The 22158-nt window shown below is 54.6% G+C and carries 16 protein-coding genes and 1 CRISPR repeat array (1 of these 17 only partly in view); of the genes, 5 read left to right on the top strand and 11 right to left on the bottom strand.

What is annotated here, in order from left to right; genetic code table 11:
- A CRISPR array of direct repeats spans positions 1–1761; the repeat unit is 29 nt; unit sequence CGGTTTATCCCCGCTGGCGCGGGGAACAC; it reaches 163 nt to the left of the window's first position.
- Between the two features lie 96 nt (positions 1762–1857).
- Genes cas2e through ABLV78_RS05105 form a run of 8 tightly spaced genes read right to left on the bottom strand, consistent with a single transcriptional unit; the run spans position 1858 to position 10301 of the window.
- Positions 1858–2151 (bottom strand): type I-E CRISPR-associated endoribonuclease Cas2e, encoded by a 294-nt coding sequence (gene cas2e / locus ABLV78_RS05140; RefSeq protein ID WP_047044269.1) that lies wholly within the window; start codon positions 2149–2151, stop codon positions 1858–1860.
- A complete protein-coding gene (gene cas1e / locus ABLV78_RS05135) occupies positions 2151–3071 on the bottom strand; it encodes a type I-E CRISPR-associated endonuclease Cas1e (protein ID WP_047044267.1) in 921 nt (306 codons plus the stop codon). Before cas1e ends, cas2e begins: the two co-directional genes overlap by 1 nt.
- Positions 3068–3718, bottom strand: coding sequence for a type I-E CRISPR-associated protein Cas6/Cse3/CasE (gene cas6e, locus ABLV78_RS05130; protein ID WP_047044264.1), 651 nt, complete (start codon positions 3716–3718; stop codon positions 3068–3070). The genes cas1e and cas6e overlap by 4 nt, the downstream gene beginning before the upstream one ends.
- Complete coding sequence (gene cas5e, locus ABLV78_RS05125; RefSeq protein ID WP_047044262.1) at positions 3700–4446, bottom strand: type I-E CRISPR-associated protein Cas5/CasD; 747 nt, start codon at positions 4444–4446, stop codon at positions 3700–3702. The genes cas6e and cas5e overlap by 19 nt, the downstream gene beginning before the upstream one ends.
- Positions 4447–4456: 10 nt before the next feature.
- A complete protein-coding gene (gene cas7e / locus ABLV78_RS05120; RefSeq protein ID WP_047044260.1) occupies positions 4457–5512 on the bottom strand; it encodes a type I-E CRISPR-associated protein Cas7/Cse4/CasC in 1056 nt (351 codons plus the stop codon).
- Between the two features lie 18 nt (positions 5513–5530).
- Entirely contained in the window at positions 5531–6073 is a 543-nt protein-coding gene (gene casB, locus ABLV78_RS05115; RefSeq protein WP_047044258.1) for a type I-E CRISPR-associated protein Cse2/CasB, read from the bottom strand.
- The gene (gene casA / locus ABLV78_RS05110) at positions 6070–7626 is read right to left on the bottom strand and encodes a type I-E CRISPR-associated protein Cse1/CasA (protein WP_047044256.1); all 1557 of its coding nucleotides are present in this window, start codon (positions 7624–7626) and stop codon (positions 6070–6072) included. The genes casB and casA overlap by 4 nt, the downstream gene beginning before the upstream one ends.
- Before the next feature lie 11 nt (positions 7627–7637).
- Complete coding sequence (locus ABLV78_RS05105; protein WP_047044254.1) at positions 7638–10301, bottom strand: CRISPR-associated helicase/endonuclease Cas3; 2664 nt, start codon at positions 10299–10301, stop codon at positions 7638–7640.
- 1054 nt (positions 10302–11355) lie between these two features.
- Here ABLV78_RS05105 and ecpA point away from each other — a divergent pair.
- The 5 genes from ecpA to ABLV78_RS05080 are packed head-to-tail and all read left to right on the top strand — an operon-like array spanning position 11356 to position 17646.
- Positions 11356–11946, top strand: a complete 591-nt coding sequence (ecpA, locus tag ABLV78_RS05100; RefSeq protein ID WP_047044252.1) for a common pilus major fimbrillin subunit EcpA — start codon at positions 11356–11358, stop codon at positions 11944–11946.
- Positions 11947–12002: 56 nt separating this feature from the next.
- Positions 12003–12671 carry an EcpB family pilus assembly chaperone gene (locus tag ABLV78_RS05095; protein WP_047044250.1) on the top strand — a complete coding sequence of 223 codons (669 nt, stop codon included), beginning with the start codon at positions 12003–12005 and terminating at the stop codon, positions 12669–12671.
- A 23-nt stretch (positions 12672–12694) separates the two neighbouring features.
- Positions 12695–15232 (top strand): fimbrial biogenesis outer membrane usher protein, encoded by a 2538-nt coding sequence (locus ABLV78_RS05090; protein ID WP_088389774.1) that lies wholly within the window; start codon positions 12695–12697, stop codon positions 15230–15232.
- The gene (locus tag ABLV78_RS05085) at positions 15222–15911 is read left to right on the top strand and encodes a fimbrial biogenesis chaperone (RefSeq protein WP_047044248.1); all 690 of its coding nucleotides are present in this window, start codon (positions 15222–15224) and stop codon (positions 15909–15911) included. The genes ABLV78_RS05090 and ABLV78_RS05085 overlap by 11 nt, the downstream gene beginning before the upstream one ends.
- Before the next feature lie 40 nt (positions 15912–15951).
- Positions 15952–17646, top strand: a complete 1695-nt coding sequence (locus tag ABLV78_RS05080) for a fimbrial adhesin EcpD family protein (RefSeq protein ID WP_047044246.1) — start codon at positions 15952–15954, stop codon at positions 17644–17646.
- Between the two features lie 51 nt (positions 17647–17697).
- Here ABLV78_RS05080 and cysH read toward each other — a convergent pair whose 3' ends face one another.
- The 3 genes from cysH to cysJ all read right to left on the bottom strand — a co-directional run bounded on the left by cysH (position 17698) and on the right by cysJ (position 22045).
- Positions 17698–18432 carry a phosphoadenosine phosphosulfate reductase gene (gene cysH / locus ABLV78_RS05075; protein WP_015369976.1) on the bottom strand — a complete coding sequence of 245 codons (735 nt, stop codon included), beginning with the start codon at positions 18430–18432 and terminating at the stop codon, positions 17698–17700.
- Between the two features lie 101 nt (positions 18433–18533).
- Positions 18534–20246 (bottom strand): assimilatory sulfite reductase (NADPH) hemoprotein subunit, encoded by a 1713-nt coding sequence (gene cysI / locus ABLV78_RS05070; RefSeq protein ID WP_015369975.1) that lies wholly within the window; start codon positions 20244–20246, stop codon positions 18534–18536.
- Positions 20246–22045: an NADPH-dependent assimilatory sulfite reductase flavoprotein subunit gene (cysJ, locus tag ABLV78_RS05065; protein ID WP_047044245.1), complete on the bottom strand. Its 1800-nt coding sequence runs from the start codon at positions 22043–22045 to the stop codon at positions 20246–20248. The genes cysI and cysJ overlap by 1 nt, the downstream gene beginning before the upstream one ends.
- Between the last annotated feature and the right edge of the window lie 113 nt (positions 22046–22158).

Genomic DNA, 22158 nt, shown 5'->3' with positions numbered 1-22158 from the left:
TGACCGAGATACTGAATGAGCGGTTTATCCCCGCTGGCGCGGGGAACACTCAATCGCGATGTGCTGGACGTTGTAGCGCGTCGGTTTATCCCCGCTGGCGCGGGGAACACGTCCTATGTAGGAAGGCTGTAGATTTTCCTGCCGGTTTATCCCCGCTGGCGCGGGGAACACGACCCCCATGACGACCTGCGCTTTATCCACCGCAGGTTTATCCCCGCTGGCGCGGGGAACACTGCCGGTTTGAAATTTTTAATATCCTGCATATCGGTTTATCCCCGCTGGCGCGGGGAACACGCTGATCAGATAGTCGTTGCGCTCGTTGCCGAACGGTTTATCCCCGCTGGCGCGGGGAACACCATCAGCTGCGGCAGCCATTTATTGGCTGTCTCGGTTTATCCCCGCTGGCGCGGGGAACACGCAAGCAAAAGACACAATAGAATTCCTGAATAACGGTTTATCCCCGCTGGCGCGGGGAACACTCCAGACGCTTTGATAGTGCACGAGAATCACTCGGTTTATCCCCGCTGGCGCGGGGAACACTTTGGCGTAGCACGTCTCAATAATTACCACACCGGTTTATCCCCGCTGGCGCGGGGAACACGCCAGGTCAGCGCATTGGTTGCCGCGTCTGTATGGTTTATCCCCGCTGGCGCGGGGAACACAGTATATGACGTTATCTCTTTCCTCTTAAGCCCGGTTTATCCCCGCTGGCGCGGGGAACACATCAGGCTGATTGAGCAGCGCGCCTACGTAACCGGTTTATCCCCGCTGGCGCGGGGAACACCGAACAGACCCGTCGCGGTCACTCATATAGGCCGGTTTATCCCCGCTGGCGCGGGGAACACTCAGGCCGGACAACCGTTTCCAGCCACTCCGCCGGTTTATCCCCGCTGGCGCGGGGAACACGTTTGCGATATTCTGGTAATAATGCGCTATTGGCGGTTTATCCCCGCTGGCGCGGGGAACACAGTGACACCTGGTTTTGCGTAATTAACGTTGCCGGTTTATCCCCGCTGGCGCGGGGAACACGCGCCGCGTGTCGAGATTTTTAAACGGACCTGCGGTTTATCCCCGCTGGCGCGGGGAACACCATAACAATCTCACCGTGGCGCGGGCATACCCCGGTTTATCCCCGCTGGCGCGGGGAACACCAAGGTTATACCACTTTTGATGGCTATCGACACGGTTTATCCCCGCTGGCGCGGGGAACACTGTAACATATACAAAATAACCTGCAGCACAGCCGGTTTATCCCCGCTGGCGCGGGGAACACATTAGATAGTCATTGCTGACACGCTTAATGAACGGTTTATCCCCGCTGGCGCGGGGAACACCCACACTGGATTCAGGGCCGTATTTACCGTTACGGTTTATCCCCGCTGGCGCGGGGAACACCCGCCGTTCTTTCCGGGCAAATCAGCCCGGCGCGGTTTATCCCCGCTGGCGCGGGGAACACCGTATCGACCAGCACCAGTTCGCCAGTATTCACGGTTTATCCCCGCTGGCGCGGGGAACACCAATACCTGAATTTCACCCGGTGAGGCCTCAACGGTTTATCCCCGCTGGCGCGGGGAACACTGCCCAGCGCAATTGCAGTCAGCAGGTCATTACGGTTTATCCCCGCTGGCGCGGGGAACACTTCTGGTTATTCACCCCATCGCGGCCACGCGGCGGTTTATCCCCGCTGGCGCGGGGAACACGTAAGCTGACGGAGTCGATAAAGAGAAGTTGCCGGTTTATCCCCGCTGGCGCGGGGAACACTCTAAACATATATTACTGTTTTTTAATGCCTTTTTAAGGCACCAACAATCTACCAACTTTATTCCAACAATTTCATATTATTAAAGAACATTCAACTCATTGATTTTCAATGGGAAGAAATGACACCAGTCGTAAGCCATCCAAATCTACCGGCATGCGGCGGTTCTCTCCCCAGGTTTGAAACTCAAAACCAGATTCGCTGTTCGTTGCCCAGGCCATCACCACATTTCCGCAATCGCTAAGCTGTATCACCTGCTGCCAAATCATTTCCCGGATCCGCTTTGAGGTATCGCCAACGTAGACTCCCGCCCGAACCTCCAGCAGCCAGATGGCAAGCCGCCCCCGCAGACGAGGAGGGACATTTTCCGTCACCACCATAAGCATACTCATCAGCCATGCCCTCGATGCCCGCTATCCCCCATTGATTCAGGCTCAGGTATCGCTGGCGGCAGCATATCCGGCGGTGGTTGAGGCGGTTCGATTTCGCCTGCCGACAACACCTCTTCAATCAACGGAATCAATTTTCCTGTCAGTTTTGTGCTGCGGAAAATATCGCGACAGGCCAGCCTTACTTCTTTATCCGGTTCAGCAGTATGACGAGCGGCGATCTCAAATGCCTTGGGCACCACGGCATCGAATTTAATAATGTCAGCAATATCATAAACGAACGAAAGCGGCTTACCGCTGTGGATAAAACCGATGGCTGGCGCATAGCCAGCCGCCAGTATCGCCGCCTCTGAAATGCCATACAGACACGATGTCGCCGCGCTGATGCACTGATTGACGATATCCCCTTTTGCCCAATCTTTCGGATCATAATTACGCCCGTGCCATTTCACGCCGTAACGTTTCGCTAACAGCGCATAGGTTTGGCGAACGCGGGATCCTTCAATGCCGCGCAGCTGTTCAACGGAGCGGCGCGCGGGCGGCGCCTCGCGAAAACGCAGTTCATACATTTTACGCACCACCTTCAGCCGCAAATCGTCATCCAGCGCCAGCTTAGCCTGGTACAACAGTTTGTCGGCCCGCGCGCCGCCGGGTTGCCCGGAGGAGTATACCCGTACCCCCGCCTCTCCTACCCATACCAGCAGCGTCCCGACGGTCGAGGCCAGACGCACCGCCGCATGCGAAACCCGCGTTCCCGGCTCCAGCATAATGCAGGCTACCGACCCTACCGGGATATGGGTACGGATCCCGGTTTTGTCGATCAACACAAATGCGCCATCCAGCACATCGATCTGCCCATACTGGAGAAAGATCATCGACGTGCGATCTTTTAGCGGGATGGGATTTAGCGGCACAAAGATCACTCGTCATCTCCGGGTTTGATCATCATCATCCCACAGCCAAAAGCCCGGCTTTTACCGTATCCCGACGCCAGCCGCTGCAAAAATAACGCAGGATCGCTAATCACCAGCGTGCCGGTATAGTCCACGCTGCTGAACTGGATCGCCTGGCGTGATTTTTCGCGGCGTATCAGTTGCTGACGATAAGCATCCACGTCGGCCTCCGCTAAAGCGAATCCGCTTTGCTCGCCCTGCCGGGTTAACCAGTCCAGCGCGGCCTGCCGTTGATGCGCCCAGATATCCTTAGACTCAACGAGCCCTTTAACCTGCCGTTTGGCATCCATTAGCAAATCGTGGCGTTTGCCTGATTTGCAAATCGTTGGGTTTGCCCGCAGGCTAAACCGCAATTTCTGCCCGACACGGAGTTGCGGGTTGAACGCGCGGCTTTGGATCTCAAAAATTTCGCTCTCTGCAGGCAGCTGCGCTGACAGTACAAAGAAACGAAACGCCCCCTGTAGCTCTTCGCGCCGATATAAAAACTGCCGCTGTTGTTCTGCGGGAAAAAGCTGCCACAACCACTGATGCATGACATATTCACCGCGGTCCACCAGGTGCAAGAGACGTAATGGCGATAGCTGCGCGGTATGCAACGTTATTCTTGAGAGGTACACGTTTCCTCCTTGCTAAGCCAGGATCCCTGATTAACGGTACGCTCGCCAAACAGCCACTGCTGGCGGTTCAGCGGACAATCGCGACGCCGCAGTATTTTGTTCGCGACTAAACCGGCGTGCTCGCCCTCCCACCAGCATTGATCCTGTAACTGCCTCAGAGAAAGCCTCAATAGGCTAAATTTCTCCTGATACTGGCGATAAGCCTGGCGAAGTACATCCGCAGCGTGTCCCGCAAGCAACAGCGGCATTAACGGCAGCGCCAACGGATGGCTTTTGCGCCCCAGGTACAGCGGAAATACCGGATGGCGCAGCGCCTCATGTAACTGCTCCAGCGTGTAAGGCGCATCCGGCGTAACCGCAACGGCAACCATCCACCAGGCATCGGTATAATAATCGCGCCGGGAGATCAGCGCGCTGAGCAGTTCAGGATCCTGCAACTCTTCACGGCGACTGAAATAGCGCGCATTACGCACCTCTTTCGGCACCTGTACGGTGTGATAGTCTCGCGCCCAGCGCGGTTCGCTGCTGGCGCAGAGCAAAAAGGTATAGTGCTGGTTAAAGGCCCTTAACCGCTGCTCTTCTTCACGGCGGATCCCTAACGACGCCGCCAACAGCCCCAGCAGCGCAGACCGGGATGGCAGCTCATGGCTGTGACGGACTTCGCCGGGGGCGTCCACGCCCCACGACGCCATCGGCCCATGAAGCTGAAAAACCAGATATTGGCTCATAAGCCGCCCCTTACGCGCAGATGAAATCAAGCACGTCGTTCATGCTTCCCTGCTTATTCATTACATCGAAGCGCTGAAATGCCGTCTGCTGCCCGTAGACCGTATTCATATTTTCCTGCAGGGTCGTAATGCGCTGCACCGCGACATCCAGCTGATCGCCGCCATTAATGGGCTGATAAAATGCCGCCGCCAGTGAGCGCGGTTGATCGGTGCCTTTTTCCGCCAGCGCCCAGGACGCGTAGGCTCGGCTGGCGAAGCTGTTCTGTTTGCCGGTTGGAGAGACTTTTAGCGCCGCTTCGGTGAAAGCGCGTAGCGTTTTGTTCGCCAGTTCTTCATTACCATTGAGGTTTTTTACCAGCAAATCTTTATCAATGCAGATATAGGTATAAAACAGCGCCGATCCAAAACCCGTTTCGCCTAAGTGGCCTGCGCCAGCATCTTCAGAGGCCGCGCGTAAATCATCCACCGCGGTAAAGAAATCGTCCTCAACAATGGTTTCGCTAACGCCAAAAGCGTGCGCCACCTGGCAGGCAGCCTCAACGTTATAGGTTGGTTGATCCGCCAACATGCGGCCAAACATAGCAATATCCACCGCCATGCGGTCGTGGCGCAGCAGCGCCGCTTCCTCTTTGGTTGCTGCACGTTTTTCTTCCGCCAGGCGATGCGCCAGCGCTTTCACTGCGTCAAACTCTGCGGGGCTGATATGCGCCAGCTGTTCAGTTTCAGAACACTTCAGCGGATCGTTTTGATCCGCTTTAGTTTTCACTTTGCCAAAGCATTCAGCGATAGCTTTGACGTAATCCACCGCTTTCTTTGGCTCAATCCCGCTTTTTACCAGAATTTCCGCGGCTTCACGGGCAATGCGGCCGCTACGGATGCCAATATGACCGGCCAGCGCTTGCTCAAAAAGCTCGGAAGTACGCCATGCGCGTTTCAGGCTCTGCGATGAGATGCGTAAGCGGGTCGCGCCGCCAAGCACAACCGTTTTCGGCGCACCGGTGTCGTCGCGGTTCAAGTTAGCGGCAGGATAAGCGGTCAGTAAGTGAAGCTGAATAAAAGTCGTCATTTGAAGTTCCTTTTAAAATCATTCGGCATCGCCGGCCTGGTAATAGTCCAGCGCCCAGCGGATACGGATAAATTCGATTGGCCGCTGCTGACGGCGGCGGTGATTCAGTAAATCGTTTTGTTCCCGGCACCAGCGAAAGACATCATCTGCCAGCGACAACAAATTGACTGAGCCGTGCAGCAGACTTACCGCGCGGCGCAGTTGGCGAAGTAGTTCGTCCGGGGTTTTGACCGCCGACAGCCGAGCGAACCGCAGCCTCGACATCACCGGGTTATCACCCGTTTTCTGTCCCAGTTGAGCGGCGAACGTCTGGCGTTCATCAATTGTTTTCACCTGCGCCGCCAGCGCCGCCACCAGCGCCAACGCGGTAAAGCGCCACTCCTTCCCCTCGGTATTCCACAGAGAATGCGTTTGCATCATCAGGGAGCGGAATCCTTCCGACAGGCAAACATCGTTCAGCGTCGCGCTACGCCGCAGGCTGGCCCGCAGCCCACGCTTCTCCTGCAGCTCTTCATGCCATTGACGCAGCGTGGCCTTATGTTCATCACTTACAACATTCATTGCGCAGCCTCCTGCTTTTTAGGCCTGGCGGCTTTTGCACTCTTCTTTTCGTCCGAAGTAGCGAAATATTTTTTTCGCGCGGTCATGCAGCGCGCCAGATCGTTGTTTTCATAGGGATTGGTAAAGACGCGATCGTCAAAGCAGCGACGAACGAATAACCACAACTCGCTTTGCCATCTATCCAGCCGCTCCTGTACGGATTGGCCATCCTCCAGTTCGTTGATGAGATTCAAAAAGCGCGGCTGGGTCTGGTTCCAGAAATCGATATCGATAAAGCTGAAGTCGCCGCGCGCGCCTTTGGGGTCGTCAAACCACGCCTCTTTGAGCGCGCTGCGCAGCAGGCTTAGCAGGCGTATGGCGGTTTGCGTGGCTTTGCGTAAATGCGGGATCGTGCTTTCGTCCATCAACAGCGGGAAATGGTGTTCGTACCAGCAGCGAATCTTCATGTTGTCGAAGTCGGCGCCGAATCCCCACAGGCCGGCTTTTATATTGTTGAGGCCACGCGCGTTGAACGCCTTGACGACCAGGGCCGGGAATTCGCTGTTGTTTTCCGTTTGATTGTCCTGGCTTAGCCCCAGCCAGTCGCGCCAGATAAGCCCGCCGGGCTGTGGTTTGACGGAAAAGAATCCGCCGTCGCCTTTCAGCGCCAGGCGATACGGCGTGAGCGGGTGGCGCCAGCCATCATAGTTTACGCCGTAGTTTTTGACCGCCATCTGACTGAGTAGCGTATCGCTTTCGCTGGCACAGATATCACAGGTCCCTCGCCGGGTGGCGACGAAATCCAGACGGATACGGCGCGGCATTCCCCAGTACGCCTGCAACTTATTAACCTGCTCAGGGGTGGTGATGGCGCTGGCCTGCTCACTGGTGCGCGTCGGGGCAAGCCATGGGAAAATGGACTCATCCCAGGAGGCAGGTAACGGCATATCCGCGGCATCCTGCGGTAGCACGTTGAGCCACAACTTGCGCCACAGTGGGGTGAGACGCTCACCTTCATACTCCTGCAGTTCAATCAGCGTGGTCAGCGGCCCGCCGCCGCGCAGCCCGGTGCGGTAGCCTTTGCCGCCAGCGGGCGCATTAAGCTGCAGTGAGAATAACGCCAGCGCCGCGCAGTGCGGGCAAAAGGATGTGGTCACACCACGTTTGATAAAATGATCTTTATTGAATTTGGTGGTCTGCGCGCCAGGAACATCCGGCAACAGAGAGGCAATCGGTATCTCGCCCCCCACTAACGAATCGAAATCCTGCATAAACGCGGGCGCATCCGGGCCAAACTGGAAGGCAGCCTCCAGCGGCGCTAATGCCGCGGCGAGCGTCTCCGCGCATAACCCATCTTCCCAGATATCTTCCCAACCATTGCGGTTTTTGGGCGCCATCGCGCTCTGCAACAGCCCTAACAGAAATTGCCAGGCAGCGCCTTGTAAATCCGCTCGCGTGGCGGCGATATCCACCACGTTTTCATCCGCCAACCCGATCGGCGCCAGCTTACCCGTGGTGCCATCGCGATAACGGACCGGAAGCCAGGAAGTTGTTAAAAGAGAGAAATTATTCATGTGGTTAGCTGCTATACCTCCATTATTCCGATTAATCCTTCACTGGCCGAATAACCGCAGGCGGGAGAATCCGTTACCATAATCACGATGGCGAAATCCGGGTTCTGGTGCTGCTCTACGCACCACCGCTGTAGCGGTTCGCCGTCCAGAAGCGCGAATTCTGACTTATGTTTACGCCACCAGCTTTCGCGTACCCGCAACATGCTCATTTCCCACGGATGCGCGCCGCAGGCGTATGGCAGCAATTGTCCACCTTCGCTTTTCGCCAGCCACAGCGTGACTGATTCTTCCGCCAGGCGGGTCGAGAGTTTGTCAGCCAGGAAATCACTGCTATCGGGGCTATATCCCGGCTTAAAGTTCAGGAGCATTTGATGGGCAAACGCGCGATCGCAGTAATATTTCGCCTCTTGCGTTTGCTCTGCTTTCGCTAATCCGTCCGGAATGGCGATATCTTCCCCGTAAACGGATTCAATCAACAATCGGGCAGATTGCGGCATCCGAATGGCCCCCTGCTGTCGCAAAACGCGCTGCGTCAGCCACAGACGGCCATGATCGGGATAGATATAAGCGCTGTTGCGCATCGTGCTGGTCAGCCACTCTTCCTGCGGCGCATCATCCCATTCCGGGGCGAGGATCATTAACTGCGGCGCCGCACGTTCGTCCTCTCCGCCGTCTTTCAGTCGACCGTGACGATCGCGAATGTGGCGCTGTAGGCGGCCGGCGCGCTGAATCAGTAAATCGATAGGCGCGATATCAGAGATCATTTCGTCCATATCGATATCCAGGCTCTGCTCTATGACCTGGGTGGCAATCAGCACCCTACCCGCCCGCTGCGAGCAACCACGCTTACCAAATTGCGATAGCGTTTCCGTCTCAATTCGCTGGCGGTCATAAAAGGCGAATCGGCTATGAAATAAAGAGATTTTTTCGGCGGGAATCACGCCTCTCGCCAGCAGTTGACGATAGATACGCACGGCGTCGTCGATTGAATTGCGTATCCAGGCGATACAGCGCCCTTCGCTGGCGGATTGCTCGATACGGGCAAGGCAGACCTCTTCGTTATCCAGCCAGCCGATATCTACGCTGCGCTCGACCTCTTTGCGGGTCGCAACATGGCGGGAAATAATCTCCTGACCTGCGACTTGCGTCAGCCAGGGGTAGTCTTCATAACCCAATAACGGCGCGTCAGCGGTATAGCCGCTGCCGCGACTAAAGGCGGTCACAAGCTTATCGCGCTGCTGTTGCGATAGCGTAGCGGAAAGCAGAATGACGCAATTGCCGCTGCGCGCCTGTTGTTCAATCAGGCTTTCCAGAATTCGCGACATATAAGCATCGTAGGCGTGAATCTCGTCGGCCAGCAGCACTTTATTATCAAGCCCCAGCAACCGCAGATTATTATGTTTAAAAGGCATTACCGCCATCATGGCCTGGTCGAGCGTGCCGACGCCGACCTCCGCCAGCAGCGCTTTTTTATTGCTATCGGCAAACCATGCGGCGCAGCCCTGGCTAAAAGGTTGAGCATCATCAGGCTCTTCCGAACCGGAGAAATCGCCGGACCAGATGGTCTGATTAAAGCTATCCATCAAGCCGCGTGCGCTGTGCGCCAGCATCAGGCTTGGAAGCGCGCCGGGTTGATAGAGCGCCAACCACGATTGCGCTAAACGCTCAAACATGGCATTGGCCGTAGCCATGGTCGGCAGACCGAAAAACAACCCCTGCGCCTTTCCGGCAGACATCAGACGGTGGGTCAGAATTAACGCCGCCTCCGTTTTACCTGCGCCGGTAACATCCTCAAGGATAAACAACTGCGGCCCCGGCTGGCTGATGTCCAGTTCAAGTACCGCCTGTTGCAGCGGTGTGGGATGCTGAATAAAAGGAAATAACGCGTCTATTCCCGTAAATGGCGCAACCGCCGCTGCAGGCGGAAAAACGTTCATCGCCTGTTCCGCCTGCGAGTATGCCTTCCGCCAGTAAATCTCCAGCGGCATGGGTTGGGAAACTCGCGGAAAAAAGCGGGTCGATGAGCCCGTCCAGTCGGCCAGCACGACCGCAGCGGAAATAAACCACGACAGCTGGTTGAACTGTTCAATACCTTCATCGTCATCCCAGCACGGCGGAATATTAACTCGCGGAAACAGCGCCTTAATGGCCAACAGAAAGTCGTGCGCCGCTTCAATATCAGCGGGAAGAAAATTATCCAGATCGCGCATCCCCACCGGTGGACGCCCATGGTGCCCGGTGGTTAACGGCATCCACATAGCAATTACGCGTTTAAGCTTACGCGTAGGGAGCCGGGAGTTAGGGAATAGTTCAGGGCATTCGCTTAAACGGGTGTTCCATAACCAGTAACCCAGCGTTGAATGCGGTATTGTTTCATAGTCCCGACGGCTTTCGACAGCCGCGGCAAGATGGTCATTGGTATAGAGTTGCTGGAAGGAACGGGCAAACTTTCCACAGTCATGCCAGCATAATAACCAGGCAAAGAATTGAGCGGCAGCCTCAATATCGGTGAGGCCCAGACGGCGAAAATAATCCGCGAGGCCATAAATGTTATTCTTTACCATCCAGTAGCCCATCGCGGCTACATCCAGAGAATGCCAGCATAGCAGGTGATAATCGTCGCCTCCGCCTGCATCTCCCCGTCGGGTTTTCCCCCAGTACTTATAAATCGACACGGCATATCCAGTGGTATAATAAAAATCGAATATGCAATTTACTCTTTTAAACCATTAAAAAGATGACCTTCCTCAATATAATTACTTATTATTCACACACATAAACAGCCATATAACATTCATAAAACCAATCAAATGACCGTACCAACACAAATATTATGGCCAGGAAAATAGACACTCTCATGAAGAATGATATGAATCAGTCTAAATATCCAACAATGCAACGTCATTAATACAAAGATGAAATGATAGCCAAATTTTGTCTCCAAACTCACAAAACTCAACCATTCAAATTTCAGGATTATAAATTAACGCATAGCAATATCATTTACAAAAACATTCACTCAGATTATTACTGGCAATAGAAATCACCCACCATCCTTCGTCGTCAATATACTCCTGATAACTAATTTAATTTAAATACATTTCACGAAAAAATAAAAGCAAAGCAAGGAAAACAATTCAACGTACTAAAGTGAATTTAAGAAAAACGAACAACCCGTAAAACTAACGAACAAATAATCACATACATCCTTTTGAAATAAAAGACATTTAACAGCACGCGACAAAAATAAAATGGAAGTTAATAAATAAAAATTCATATACCTCTATCCCTAATCATAAACATGCGTGATTGCATCACAATATTGATGAAGGCATCACATTGACTTGTTCATGTTAAGCGAATACATTTTATCTCATCGAGACAAATGTTAATTTTCGTAACCAACCCCATGTTCAATTTGAGAAATATTTAAAGAATAAGTATAAAAACCAATCATAGAAAATAAAACCAATTATTTAAATGTATAAGATGAAATATAAAATTCATGTAAAACGATATTAGCAATACATAAAACTTAATTAACATTGCTCATTGAATTAAACATAACCATATATCTCAAGCTCTGGGATAAAGGGCTATACAACATTAGATAGCCCGGCCTTTTAGTACTCTCTAGATAGATAACTTAGCCATTTGTATTACCGCGCATTAATGACTAATGCGTAATCTAAGGCTCCGGCCCTTAATTTTAAATCAGGATGAATTGTTATGAATAAAAAGGTTCTTGCTATAGCTCTGGTCGCTGCATTTGCAGGTATGGGTGTGGCTCAGGCGGCAACAAGCGTCACCGCGCAGTCCGTTGCCACCTGGTCCGCAACCGCGAAAAAAGATACCACCAGCAAACTGGTTGTCACTCCGCTGGGAAGCCTGACTTTCCAGTATGCTGACGGCATCAAAGGTTTTAACACTCAGAAAGGTCTATATGACGTCACCGTTGAAGGCGACACCACTGCAACTGGCTTCAAACTAACTTCTCGTCTGCTGACCAACACCCTGACTCAGCTGGATACTTCCGGTTCCACCCTGAGCGTGGGTATCGATTACAACGGCACCGCCATTGATAAGGCTTCCGATACCGTGATGATCGATACCGCGAACAATATTCTGGGCGGTAACCTGAGCGCCCTGTCCAACGGTTATAACACCGCGGGCCGTACCAGCGCCCAGGACAGCTTCACCTTCTCCATCAATGGCGGTACCTCCGACGGTAAAACTGCTGTAACTGATTACAGCACTCTGCCGGAAGGTATCTGGAGCGGCGACGTTAGCGTGCAGTTCGACGCAACCTGGACCAGCTGATTTTTTGTATTGCATAAGCAGGGGTCGCTCCCCTGCTTTTTCATGGATGAATTCATATGAAATGTCGTCTTCTGGCAGTCTGTCTGTTTTTAAGCGGGATCGCCCCCGCCAGTGCGCTGGACGTGGGGGATATTTCCTCTTTTATGAACAGCGGCAGCAGTACATTAAGTAAAGAAGTTAAGAATACGACCGATAGCGGTCGCCTGATTACGATCCAGCTTGAACGCCTCTCTTCCCCGCTGGAAGATGGCCGCGTGATCCCTATGTCATCGCGAGATGAAGTACTACAAACTCCCGCCAGCCTGCTGATGCCGGCAAAGAGCAGCGAACAAATCCGCTTTTTCTATAAAGGCCCTGCCGATGACCAGGAGCGTTATTACCGCATCGTCTGGTTCGATCAGGCCCTGGGCGACGCGCAAAAAACCGGCGCCAGGCGCAATGCGGTAGCCACGGCTTCCGCCCGCATCGGTACCATTCTGGTCGTCGCGCCACGCAAGGTGAACTTCCGCTATCAGTATAACAACGGCTTAATGACCAATACCGGTAACGCCACGTTGCGCATCCTGGCCTATGGCCCCTGCCTGAAAGCCGCTGACGGTAAGGAATGCAAAGAGAGCTATTTTCTGATGCCGGGCAAAGAACGCCGCTTCACCCGCGTGAATGTCGCAGATAACAAAGGGCGAGTCGCGCTGTGGCAGGGTGAGCAGTTTGTACCGGTAAAATAGATTAATAACCACGGGATAGGGATATGTCCTCAATATGGAATCGTCATGGACGTCGTGTATTAATCACGTCTGGAATTGTCGTGTTTTCGTCTCCCTGTTTCGTTATGGCTGACGCTGAAAAAATTTCGCAAATTGGCGGCGTTATTATTCCCCAAACGTTTCGCGTAGCGTTGCAAGACGGCATGAGCTTGCCGCTGTTTATTCATCTCGAAAGCAATACTGGCACGCAGGACGACCAGCGCATCGGTAGCGCTTTTATCTGGCTGGATAACGGCAAGGTGCGCCTGCGACAAATTCGCCTGGAAGATAAAGAGCAAAACGCCACCGTCAGCGATCAGATTAGGCAAGCGCTGACGCAAATGGCGGATGAACCTTTTAACAAATCACTGAGCATCCCGCTGTCGGCCGACGCGAAAATTCAGTTCGACCTGCGCCGGCTGCTGCTGCAGTTGGTGGTGAAAAAAGAGGCGCTTGGCACCGTGCTGCGCTCGCGCAGCGAGGATATCGGCCAATCCAGCGTGGATAGCCTGAGCAGTAGCCTGACCTACAACCTCGGAGTCTACAATAACCAGATGAACGGCGGCGGCGACAGCACCTCCAGCTATCTATCGTTGAATAACGTTACCGCATTCCGCGAACACCATCTCGTGCTGGACGGTTCGATATACGGCGCCGGGACCAGCAATCAGAATCAGCAGTTGTATAAAGCAATGTACGAACGCGATTTCGCTGGCCATCGTTTTGCCGGCGGTATGCTCGACACCTGGAATTTACAGTCGCTCGGCCCAATGACCGCCATTTCCGCGGGTAAAATCTATGGCGTCTCCTGGGGGAACCAGGCCAGCTCTACGGTATTTGATAACAGCCAGTCGGTCACCCCAATAGTCGCCTTTTTATCCGCCGCCGGTGAAGTACACCTGAAGCGCGATGGACGACTGCTCAGCGTGCAGAACTTCGCGATGGGTAACCACGAAGTCGATACCCGCGGGCTGCCCTACGGGATCTACGATATTGAAGTTGAAGTCATTATTAACGGCCGCTCGGTCAGCAAACGCACGCAGCGAGTAAACAAGCTGTTCAGCCGCGGGCGCGGCGCGGGAGCGCCGCTGGCCTGGCAGGTGTGGGGCGGCAGCTTCCATATGGATCGCTGGTCGCAAAGCGGTAGAAAAACACAAGAGCCGAAAGACACCTGGCTGGCCGGCGTGTCCTCCTCGGGCGCCATCAGCACCTTAAGCTGGGCGGCAACAGGCTACGGTTACGACACCAGCGCGGTAGCTGAAGCGCGCTTTACCCTGCCGCTAACCAACTCCATTAATGTCAATTTGCAAAATATGGCGGCCAGCGACGGCTCATGGAGCGCCATCAGCAGCGTGAGCGCTACGCTGCCGGGCGGTTTCAGCTCCATATGGGTCAACCAGGAGAAAACCTCAATTGGCGACACGCTGCGCCGTAGCGATGCCGATAACCGGGCCATTGGCGGCTCGTTAAACCTTGGTTCGCTGTGGTCGAAACTGGGTACTTTCAGCATCAGCTACAACGACGACCGAGAAAACAACAGCCACTACTATACCGCCGATTACTATCAGACTATCTATAGCGGCTCGTTCGGCTCTCTGGGTCTGCGCGCCGGGATCCAGCGCTTTAATAACTCAGGAAGCAGCAGCAATAGCGGCAGCGATACCGGGAAATATATCGCCCTCGACCTATCGCTGCCGCTGGGCAACTGGCTAAGCGCCGGTATGTCGCACCAGAACGGCTATTCAACCGCGAACCTCTCGGCGCGTAAGCGCTTTAAAGAAGGCCCAATTCGTACCATCGGCGCCAATTTGTCACGGGCGATTTCCAGCAATACCGGCGATGACAAAACTCTCAGCGGCGGCGCCTATGCGCAGTTCGAGACCCGCTATGCCAACGGTACGCTGAACGTCAATAGCGGCGCCGACGGCTATGTCAACACCAACCTGAGCGCCAGCGGTAGCCTCGGCTGGCAGGGTAAACATATCGCCGCCAGCGGCCGCACCGACGGCAACGCCGGGGTGATTTTCCATACCGGGCTTGAGGACGATGGTCAGCTGAGCGCCAAAGTTAACGGCCGCATCGTGCAGCTCTCCGGCAATCGTAACTATCTGCCGCTGTCGCCGTACAACCGTTATGAAGTGGAACTGCAGAACAGCAAAAACTCGCTGGACAGCTACGACATCGTCAGCGGGCGTAAAAGCCGCCTGACGCTCTATCCAGGTAACGTGGCGGTGCTGGAGCCGGAAGTAAAGCAGATGGTGACGGTGTCCGGGCGCATCCGCGCCGAGGACGGCAGCCTGCTGACGAACGCCTACATCAGCAACCATATCGGACGTACCCGCACCGACGATAACGGCGAGTTTGTAATGGATATTGATAAGAAATTCCCGGTCATCGACTTTAACTACGGCAAAGGACAGAGCTGCGAAGTGGCGCTGGACCTGAACCAGGCGCGCGGCGCAGTATGGGTCGGCGACGTCGTGTGCAGCGGTTTGCAGAGCTATGCGGGCGTGCAGGGGGAGGAAGACCAGAATGAAAGTTAAGGGATTACTACGGCTCGCAGCGCTGGCGACGGCGCTTTGCCTGCTGCCGCTGGCCGCGCAGGCGATGTCGGTCGGTAATCTGACCTTCTCCCTCTCCCCGGAGGCGGCGTTTGTCGCCAAACGGGTGCTGAACAACAACAAAAGCTCGCGCCTGTATCAGGTAGCGGTGAGCGCCATCGATCGCCCCGGCGGCAAAGAGGTACGATCCCGCCCGGCGGACGGCGAACTGCTGTTCGCTCCGCGGCAGATGACCCTGCAGGCCGGGGAAGGCGAATATTTCAAATTTTACTACCACGGCCCGAAGGATAACCGCGAACGTTATTACCGCGTCATGTTTCGCGAAGTTCCCTCCTTTAACCACGTGGCGCGTAAGGCATCGGGAGCCGGCGTTAGCATGGAGCCGGTAGTGGTAATGGACACCATCCTGGTAGTGCGTCCGCGCGACGCGCACTTTAAATGGACCCTCGACCGGGCGAGCGGCGCCCTCAGCAATACCGGCAATACCTGGTTCAAACTGCTGATTAAACCGGGATGCAGCACCACGGAAGAAGAAGGCGACGCCTGGTACCTGCGCCCCGGCGATGTCGTCCGCCAGCCGGGGCTACGCCAGCCGGGCAACCACTATATCGTCTATAACGAAAAATTTATCAAAATAACCGACGACTGCCCGCTGAAGTGAAATACCCCAGCACAGCGGCGCGCAATGGCAGGAGGCCAGTATGAAACTTAAAGGACTAGTAGGGTTAATGGCGCTGAGCGCGGCGCTGTACGCGCCAATTGCCGGGGCGGCGACAAAAAATATTGGTTCCAATATGTCGACATCGTTTGTCTTCGTTGATGACCAAATTGATGGGAACTACTTCATCACTAGTTATATGTACGGTTTTCCAGAAATGGGAGGGAGTAACAATTGGGTACAAACGCTGGATACCGATAGCGGAGGGGGCGCTTTTTACCAGTATTCTCTGGGATATATTGCCACTGATACCCTGGGCGTTTACTCCGAGATGTTCGTAGATATGTGGCTGGAAAATTCGCCGATTTCATACCCTTTACTGGGTAAACCGTGCAGCCGCTCGCAATCTGGTTGCTCATCCTATGTCATTTCAGGCTCGGTAACCGATAGTCAAGGATACTACGGTGCTCCCGCTTCACAAGACGATCCTAATCCTGTGATTAATGGGATGTTATCAAACTCGTTTTATCAGTATTTGCTTCAAATGGGTATCGGCAGCACTCTATCCTTCATTATTAATGAATGCCGCACCAGAGCAAATTACGATCCAAGCTCAGGCGAACGCTGTAAAGACCAGAGTGATGATAGAACAAACTGGTATGCATCGGAGGCTACCTTTACCAAAAGCGCGCACTTGCGATTAATTAATACCAACGCCGTGGATGAAGTTTTTATCAACAGCGACGGAACTCCAACACCGGGGGAAGGTAATACCAACTGCCGGGTGCAGACCGTGGGCAATCGCTCTGGTTTGGCCTGCAAAATGGTCAGCTACTCACTGCAGGCTAATGGTGAAAATAATGACAGAATTCGCTTTACTCCCGTCTTAAACAATAGTTCTCTATCGTCGGCAATAACGGAGGGGGATATCCAGTTTAGTCTCGATGGAAATAACTGGAAAATAATAGGCGATACCAGTTCAACAAATGATGCTTTATACAATAATCATTACTACTATGATCTCAATGAAATGGGCTCCTCCAGTTCAATTTATTTATTTTTTGCAGATAACTTTTTTAAACGGATGGTCGCCTTGGGCATGAGCGATATTGACAGCCGAAACCTGCTATTTTTCCGCCTATACAATTTTTCCGGGAGCGGTATGCCTGGTTCAAAATCAGCTGGCGCCGTTTACGACTTCAACACCTCCAATTCGCTGGAAATCAAACCCCGCGAATTCAGCATCAATATCTCTTCTGAAGACTACAGCGACGCCCCGTCGCGCGAAGGCTACGTTGGCCGTGATGAACCCTCGCTGGACTTTAACTACATTGTCACCACCAGCGGCAAAACCGCCGCCGACGAAGTGCTGATTAAAGCCACCGGACCGACGCAGCAAATTAACGGCCGCGCCTACTGTATCTTCAGCGCCGACGACAGCAGCATAAAGGTCCCCTTCCCGGCCACGCTTTCCTTCACCAAACAGGATGGCAGCATCAACACCTACGATGTCGGCTGCGACGGCAGCTGGCGCGATATGACCGATGCGCTGTGGCTCACTTCCGCATGGACCGATATCTCCGGCGAACCCGGCGTTATGGATAAAGCCACGGTGAAATTTTCTATTCCCATGAATGATGATATTTCGCAGAAAACGCTGGATAACAACGAGTGGTATGGCGACGTAAGCGCCTCAGGAGAAATTCACGTCCAGGCCACGTGGCGCGATATTGATTAAATGTTTGGCGACCCTCGCCGCCAAACATTTATCATGCCTGAGCGCGGATAATTAGCCTTCGTGCAATCCGCACTCGCGCTTGAGGCCAAAGAAGCGGGTCTCTTCTTCCGCCATACCGGGTTCCCATTTACGGGTGGTGTGAGTGTCGCCGACGGACAAATACCCCTGCTCCCATAGCGGGTGGTATTTCAGGCCGTGCTTTTGCAGATACTGATAAACCGTCCGGTTATCCCAGTCGATAATCGGCAGCAGCTTAAAGACGCCGCGCTGGATAGCCAGCACCGGCAAATGCGCCCGGCTGCCGGACTGCTCGCGGCGCAGGCCAGCGAACCAGGTTCGGGTATTAAGCTCCTTCAGCGCTCGGTTCATCGGCTCAACTTTGTTGATTTCATTGTACTTCTCAATGCCTTCAACGCCCTGCTCCCACAGTTTGCCATAACGCGCTTCCTGCCAGGCGGCGCTTTCCGTCGCCCGGTAGACTTTGAGGTTCAGGTTGAGCTTCTCGGTTAATTCATCAATGAACTGATAGGTTTCCGGGAACAGATAGCCGGTATCGGTCAGGATCACCGGAATGTCCGGGCGCAGCTGATTCACCAGATGCAGGCTGACCGCTGCCTGAATACCAAAGCTTGAAGAGAGCGCATAGTCGCCGGGCAGGTTTTCCAGCGCCCATGCCACGCGTTCTTCGGCACTGAGTTTTTCCAGCTGAGTGTTAACTTCCGCCAGCGCCATTACGCGTTCTACTTTAGGCAGATCGTTCAGCGCGTTTAGATCGAGTTTGGACATAGATTCCTCACTGTGTGCCTTGCCTGATGGCGCTTCGCTTATCAGGCCTACGCGAATGGTAGGCCTGATAAGGCATTCATGCCGCTATCCGGCAATTCAGGTTATTCCCAGAAATCACGCGCTGGATCGAGCACCGGGCGAATGATGCCCGCACGCACCGTAAAGTCGCCGAAGCCTTCACCCGCTTCGCGCTCTTTCGCCCAGCGCCCTACCAGCTCGTCGAGCGAAGCAAGGATCTCCGGCTCGGTGATATTTTCACGATACATCCGTGGGATGCGCGTCCCGCTACGGTTGCCGCCGATATGCAGGTTATAGCGGCCAGGCGCTTTCCCTACCAGGCCAACTTCCGCCAGCATCGCGCGGCCGCAGCCGTTCGGGCAACCCGTGACGCGGGTTACGATATGCTCATCACCGACGCCGTGCTTGCTCATCACCTCTTCCACTTTGTCGATAAACGATGGCAGGAAACGCTCGGCTTCAGCCATCGCTAACGGACAGGTCGGGAACGACACGCAGGCCATCGAGTTCTCACGCTGCGCCGTGACGGCATTCATCAGGCCATGATCGCGCGCCAGTTTCTCGATCCGCGCTTTCTGATCTTCCGGTACGCTGGCGATGATCAGGTTCTGGTTGGCGGTGATGCGGAATTCACCTTTGTGAATCTTCGCGATCTCCAGCAGGCCAGTTTTCAGCGGGCGGCCCGGATAATCCAGAATACGGCCGTTCTCAATAAACAGCGTCAGGTGCCAGTTATTATCGATGCCTTTAACCCAGCCGATGCGATCGCCGCGGCCGGTAAACTCGTAAGGGCGAATCGGTTCAAATTTGATCCCGGCACGGCGCTCAACTTCCGCCTTGAAGGTCTCCACGCCGACGCGCTCGAGGGTATATTTGGTTTTCGCGTTTTTACGATCGGTACGATTACCCCAGTCACGCTGGGTGGTCACGACCGCTTCCGCCACCGCCAGAGTGTGCTCCAGCGGCAGATAGCCAAATTCGCTGGCGGTTCGCGCATAGGTTTTCTTATTCCCATGCTCGATAGACAAACCGCCGCCCACCAGCAGGTTAAAACCAACCAGCTTGCCGTTTTCCGCAATCGCCACGAAGTTCATATCATTGGCGTGCAGATCGATATCGTTCTGCGGCGGGATCACCACCGTCGTTTTGAATTTACGCGGCAGATAGGTCTGGCCGAGGATCGGTTCCTCATCGGTGGTGGCGACCTTTTCCTGATCCAGCCAGATCTCAGCATAGGCGCGAGTACGCGGTAACAGATGCTCGGAGATCTTCTTCGCCCACTCGTAGGCTTCGGCATGCAGCTGCGACTCAAACGGGTTCGAGGTGCACAGCACGTTACGGTTCATGTCGTTGGCGGTCGCCAGCGCGTCCAGGCCAACGGAGTGCAGCATCTGATGCACCGGCTTCACGTTCTTCTTCAGAATACCGTGAAACTGGAAAGTCTGACGGTTAGTCAGGCGAATACTGCCGTAGATGGTGTTATCCGCGGCGAACTTATCGATCGCCTGCCACTGTTTGGTGGTGATAACGCCGCCCGGCAGACGGCAGCGCAGCAGCATCGCGTGGCGCGGCTCCAGTTTCTGCGCCGCGCGTTCCGCGCGAATATCGCGGTCGTCCTGCTGGTACATGCCGTGGAAGCGGATGAGCAGGAAGTTGTCGCCTTTAAAACCGCCGGTCAGGCCGTCATTTAAATCTTCCGCAATGGTGCCGCGCAGGTAGTTACTCTCGATCTTCATACGCTCGGCGTCGGAGAGTTTACCTTCGACCACCAGCGGGCCAGGATGTTTTTCGCTCATTAGTAGACATCTCGCTGATAACGGCGCTCAACGCGCAGCTCACTTAAAAATTCGTCCGCCGCTTCGGCGTCCATCGCGCCGTATTCGGCAATCACTTCCAGTAACGCCTGCTCGACGTCTTTCGCCATACGATTGGCATCGCCGCAGACATAAATATGGGCGCCGTCGTTAATCCAACGCCACACTTCAGCCCCCTGCTCGCGCAGTTTGTCCTGTACATAGATTTTTTGTTGTTGATCGCGGGACCAGGCCAGGTCGATACGGCTCAGCACGCCCTCTTTGACGTAGCTCTGCCATTCCACCTGATAGAGGAAATCTTCCGTGAAGTGCGGATTGCCGAAGAACAACCAGTTCTTCCCTTCCGCCCCTTCCGCCGCGCGCTGCTGCATAAAGGCGCGGAACGGCGCGATCCCGGTTCCAGGGCCAATCATGATAACCGGGGTTTGCGGGTTAGCAGGCAGACGGAAATTGTCATTGTGTTCGATAAAGATACGCACTTCGCCATCTTCTTCCACGCGGTCGGCGAGGAAGCTGGACGCGCCGCCAGCGCGGGCGCGGCCTTCGATGTCATAACGCACGACGCCAACGGTAACGTGAACTTCGTTTTCCGCTTCTGCCTGTGAGGAAGCAATAGAGTAGAGGCGCGGCGTCAGCGGGCGCAGCAGGCCGATTAAGGCTTCTGCGTCCAGCTGTGCCGGCGAGAAGCGCACCATATCGACGATAGGCGTCGTGGCAGCGTAGTGCTGCAACTGCGCTTTATCGCCGACCAGCGGTAGCAGCGTTTCACTACGGGTCAGGGTGGCATAGTTCTCAACAATATTGGCGGTATTGACCGTCAGCTCAAAATGCCACTCCAGCGCTTGCGCCAGCGGCAGCGTTTTGCCTTCTACCGTGACCGGTTCATCACCTTTCAGCCACAGCAGCTCCACCAGCTCTTTGACCAGCGCCGGATCGTTCTGGTACCAGACGCCAAGAGCATCTCCCGGCTGATAACGCAGGCCGGAATCACCCAGATCGATCTCGATATGACGGACGTCTTTTTCCGAGTCGCGACCGGTTATTTTCTGATTCACTGCAAGCGTCGCCGTCAACGGCGCTTCTTTAGTATATGGGCTGGTGTGAATTTCATTGACCGCGCCGCTGGTAGCAAGCTGGGCCGGCGCAGCCGTCGGCGCGCGCGCCTTCAGCACATCCACTACGCGAGCGCGCCATTCCGCCGCCGCGGCTTGATATTCAACGTCGGCATCAACGCGATCGAGCAGGCGTTCGCCGCCCAGCTCGGCCAGTTTGCTGTCGAAATCTTTGCCGGACTGGCAGAAAAACTCATAGGAGGTATCGCCGAGACCAAACACCGCGAAGGCGGTGCCATCAAGCTTCGGCGCTTTCTTTGAAAACAGGAATTTATGCAATGCGACGGCTTCTTCCGGCGGCTCACCTTCGCCCTGGGTCGACGTCACCACGACCAGCAGTTTTTCACCGGCGATTTGTTTGAATTTATAGTCGCCAGCGTTCACCAGTTTCACATTCAGCTGCGCGGCCTGCAGATCGTCGCGCAGCGCTTCAGCAACCCGACGCGCGTTGCCGGTTTGCGAAGCGGAAATCAGGGTGATGGCCGGCGCTTCTACCGCCTGAGCGGGCGCGCTTACCGCGGCGCCGGGCTGCTGGTTCAGCATGCCCCAGAAGTAGCCGGATACCCAAGCCAGTTGGGTTGGCGTAAAGTCGGTCGTGGCCGCCTGTAGGCGCGCCAGTTGCTCCGGGTTAAGCGGCAGCAGATTGGAAGGTGGGGCCTGTGTCGTCATGCGTCGTTATGTTCCAGTAAGCAAAGCTGTTATTCACGCCCTGTCAGCGCGACAAAAACAGAAGAGATTGTAAGGTTAACGGCGGGCATACTAACAATTAAAGAAGGGATGGA

The organism is Klebsiella sp. CN_Kp075 (assembly GCF_040065055.2).
Taxonomy (GTDB): domain Bacteria; phylum Pseudomonadota; class Gammaproteobacteria; order Enterobacterales; family Enterobacteriaceae; genus Klebsiella; species Klebsiella aerogenes.
This window is presented reverse-complemented; position numbering and strand designations above follow the sequence as displayed.

Coding starts and splice junctions, on each gene's coding strand:
- cas2e (WP_047044269.1), bottom strand. CDS start 2,151: ATGAGTATGCTTATGGTGGTGACGGAAAATGTCCCTCCTCGTCTGCGG.
- cas5e (WP_047044262.1), bottom strand. CDS start 4,446: ATGAGCCAATATCTGGTTTTTCAGCTTCATGGGCCGATGGCGTCGTGG.
- cas7e (WP_047044260.1), bottom strand. CDS start 5,512: ATGACGACTTTTATTCAGCTTCACTTACTGACCGCTTATCCTGCCGCT.
- casB (WP_047044258.1), bottom strand. CDS start 6,073: ATGAATGTTGTAAGTGATGAACATAAGGCCACGCTGCGTCAATGGCAT.
- casA (WP_047044256.1), bottom strand. CDS start 7,626: ATGAATAATTTCTCTCTTTTAACAACTTCCTGGCTTCCGGTCCGTTAT.
- ecpA (WP_047044252.1), top strand. CDS start 11,356: ATGAATAAAAAGGTTCTTGCTATAGCTCTGGTCGCTGCATTTGCAGGT.
- ABLV78_RS05095 (WP_047044250.1), top strand. CDS start 12,003: ATGAAATGTCGTCTTCTGGCAGTCTGTCTGTTTTTAAGCGGGATCGCC.
- ABLV78_RS05090 (WP_088389774.1), top strand. CDS start 12,695: ATGTCCTCAATATGGAATCGTCATGGACGTCGTGTATTAATCACGTCT.
- ABLV78_RS05085 (WP_047044248.1), top strand. CDS start 15,222: ATGAAAGTTAAGGGATTACTACGGCTCGCAGCGCTGGCGACGGCGCTT.
- ABLV78_RS05080 (WP_047044246.1), top strand. CDS start 15,952: ATGAAACTTAAAGGACTAGTAGGGTTAATGGCGCTGAGCGCGGCGCTG.
- cysH (WP_015369976.1), bottom strand. CDS start 18,432: ATGTCCAAACTCGATCTAAACGCGCTGAACGATCTGCCTAAAGTAGAA.
- cysI (WP_015369975.1), bottom strand. CDS start 20,246: ATGAGCGAAAAACATCCTGGCCCGCTGGTGGTCGAAGGTAAACTCTCC.
- cysJ (WP_047044245.1), bottom strand. CDS start 22,045: ATGACGACACAGGCCCCACCTTCCAATCTGCTGCCGCTTAACCCGGAG.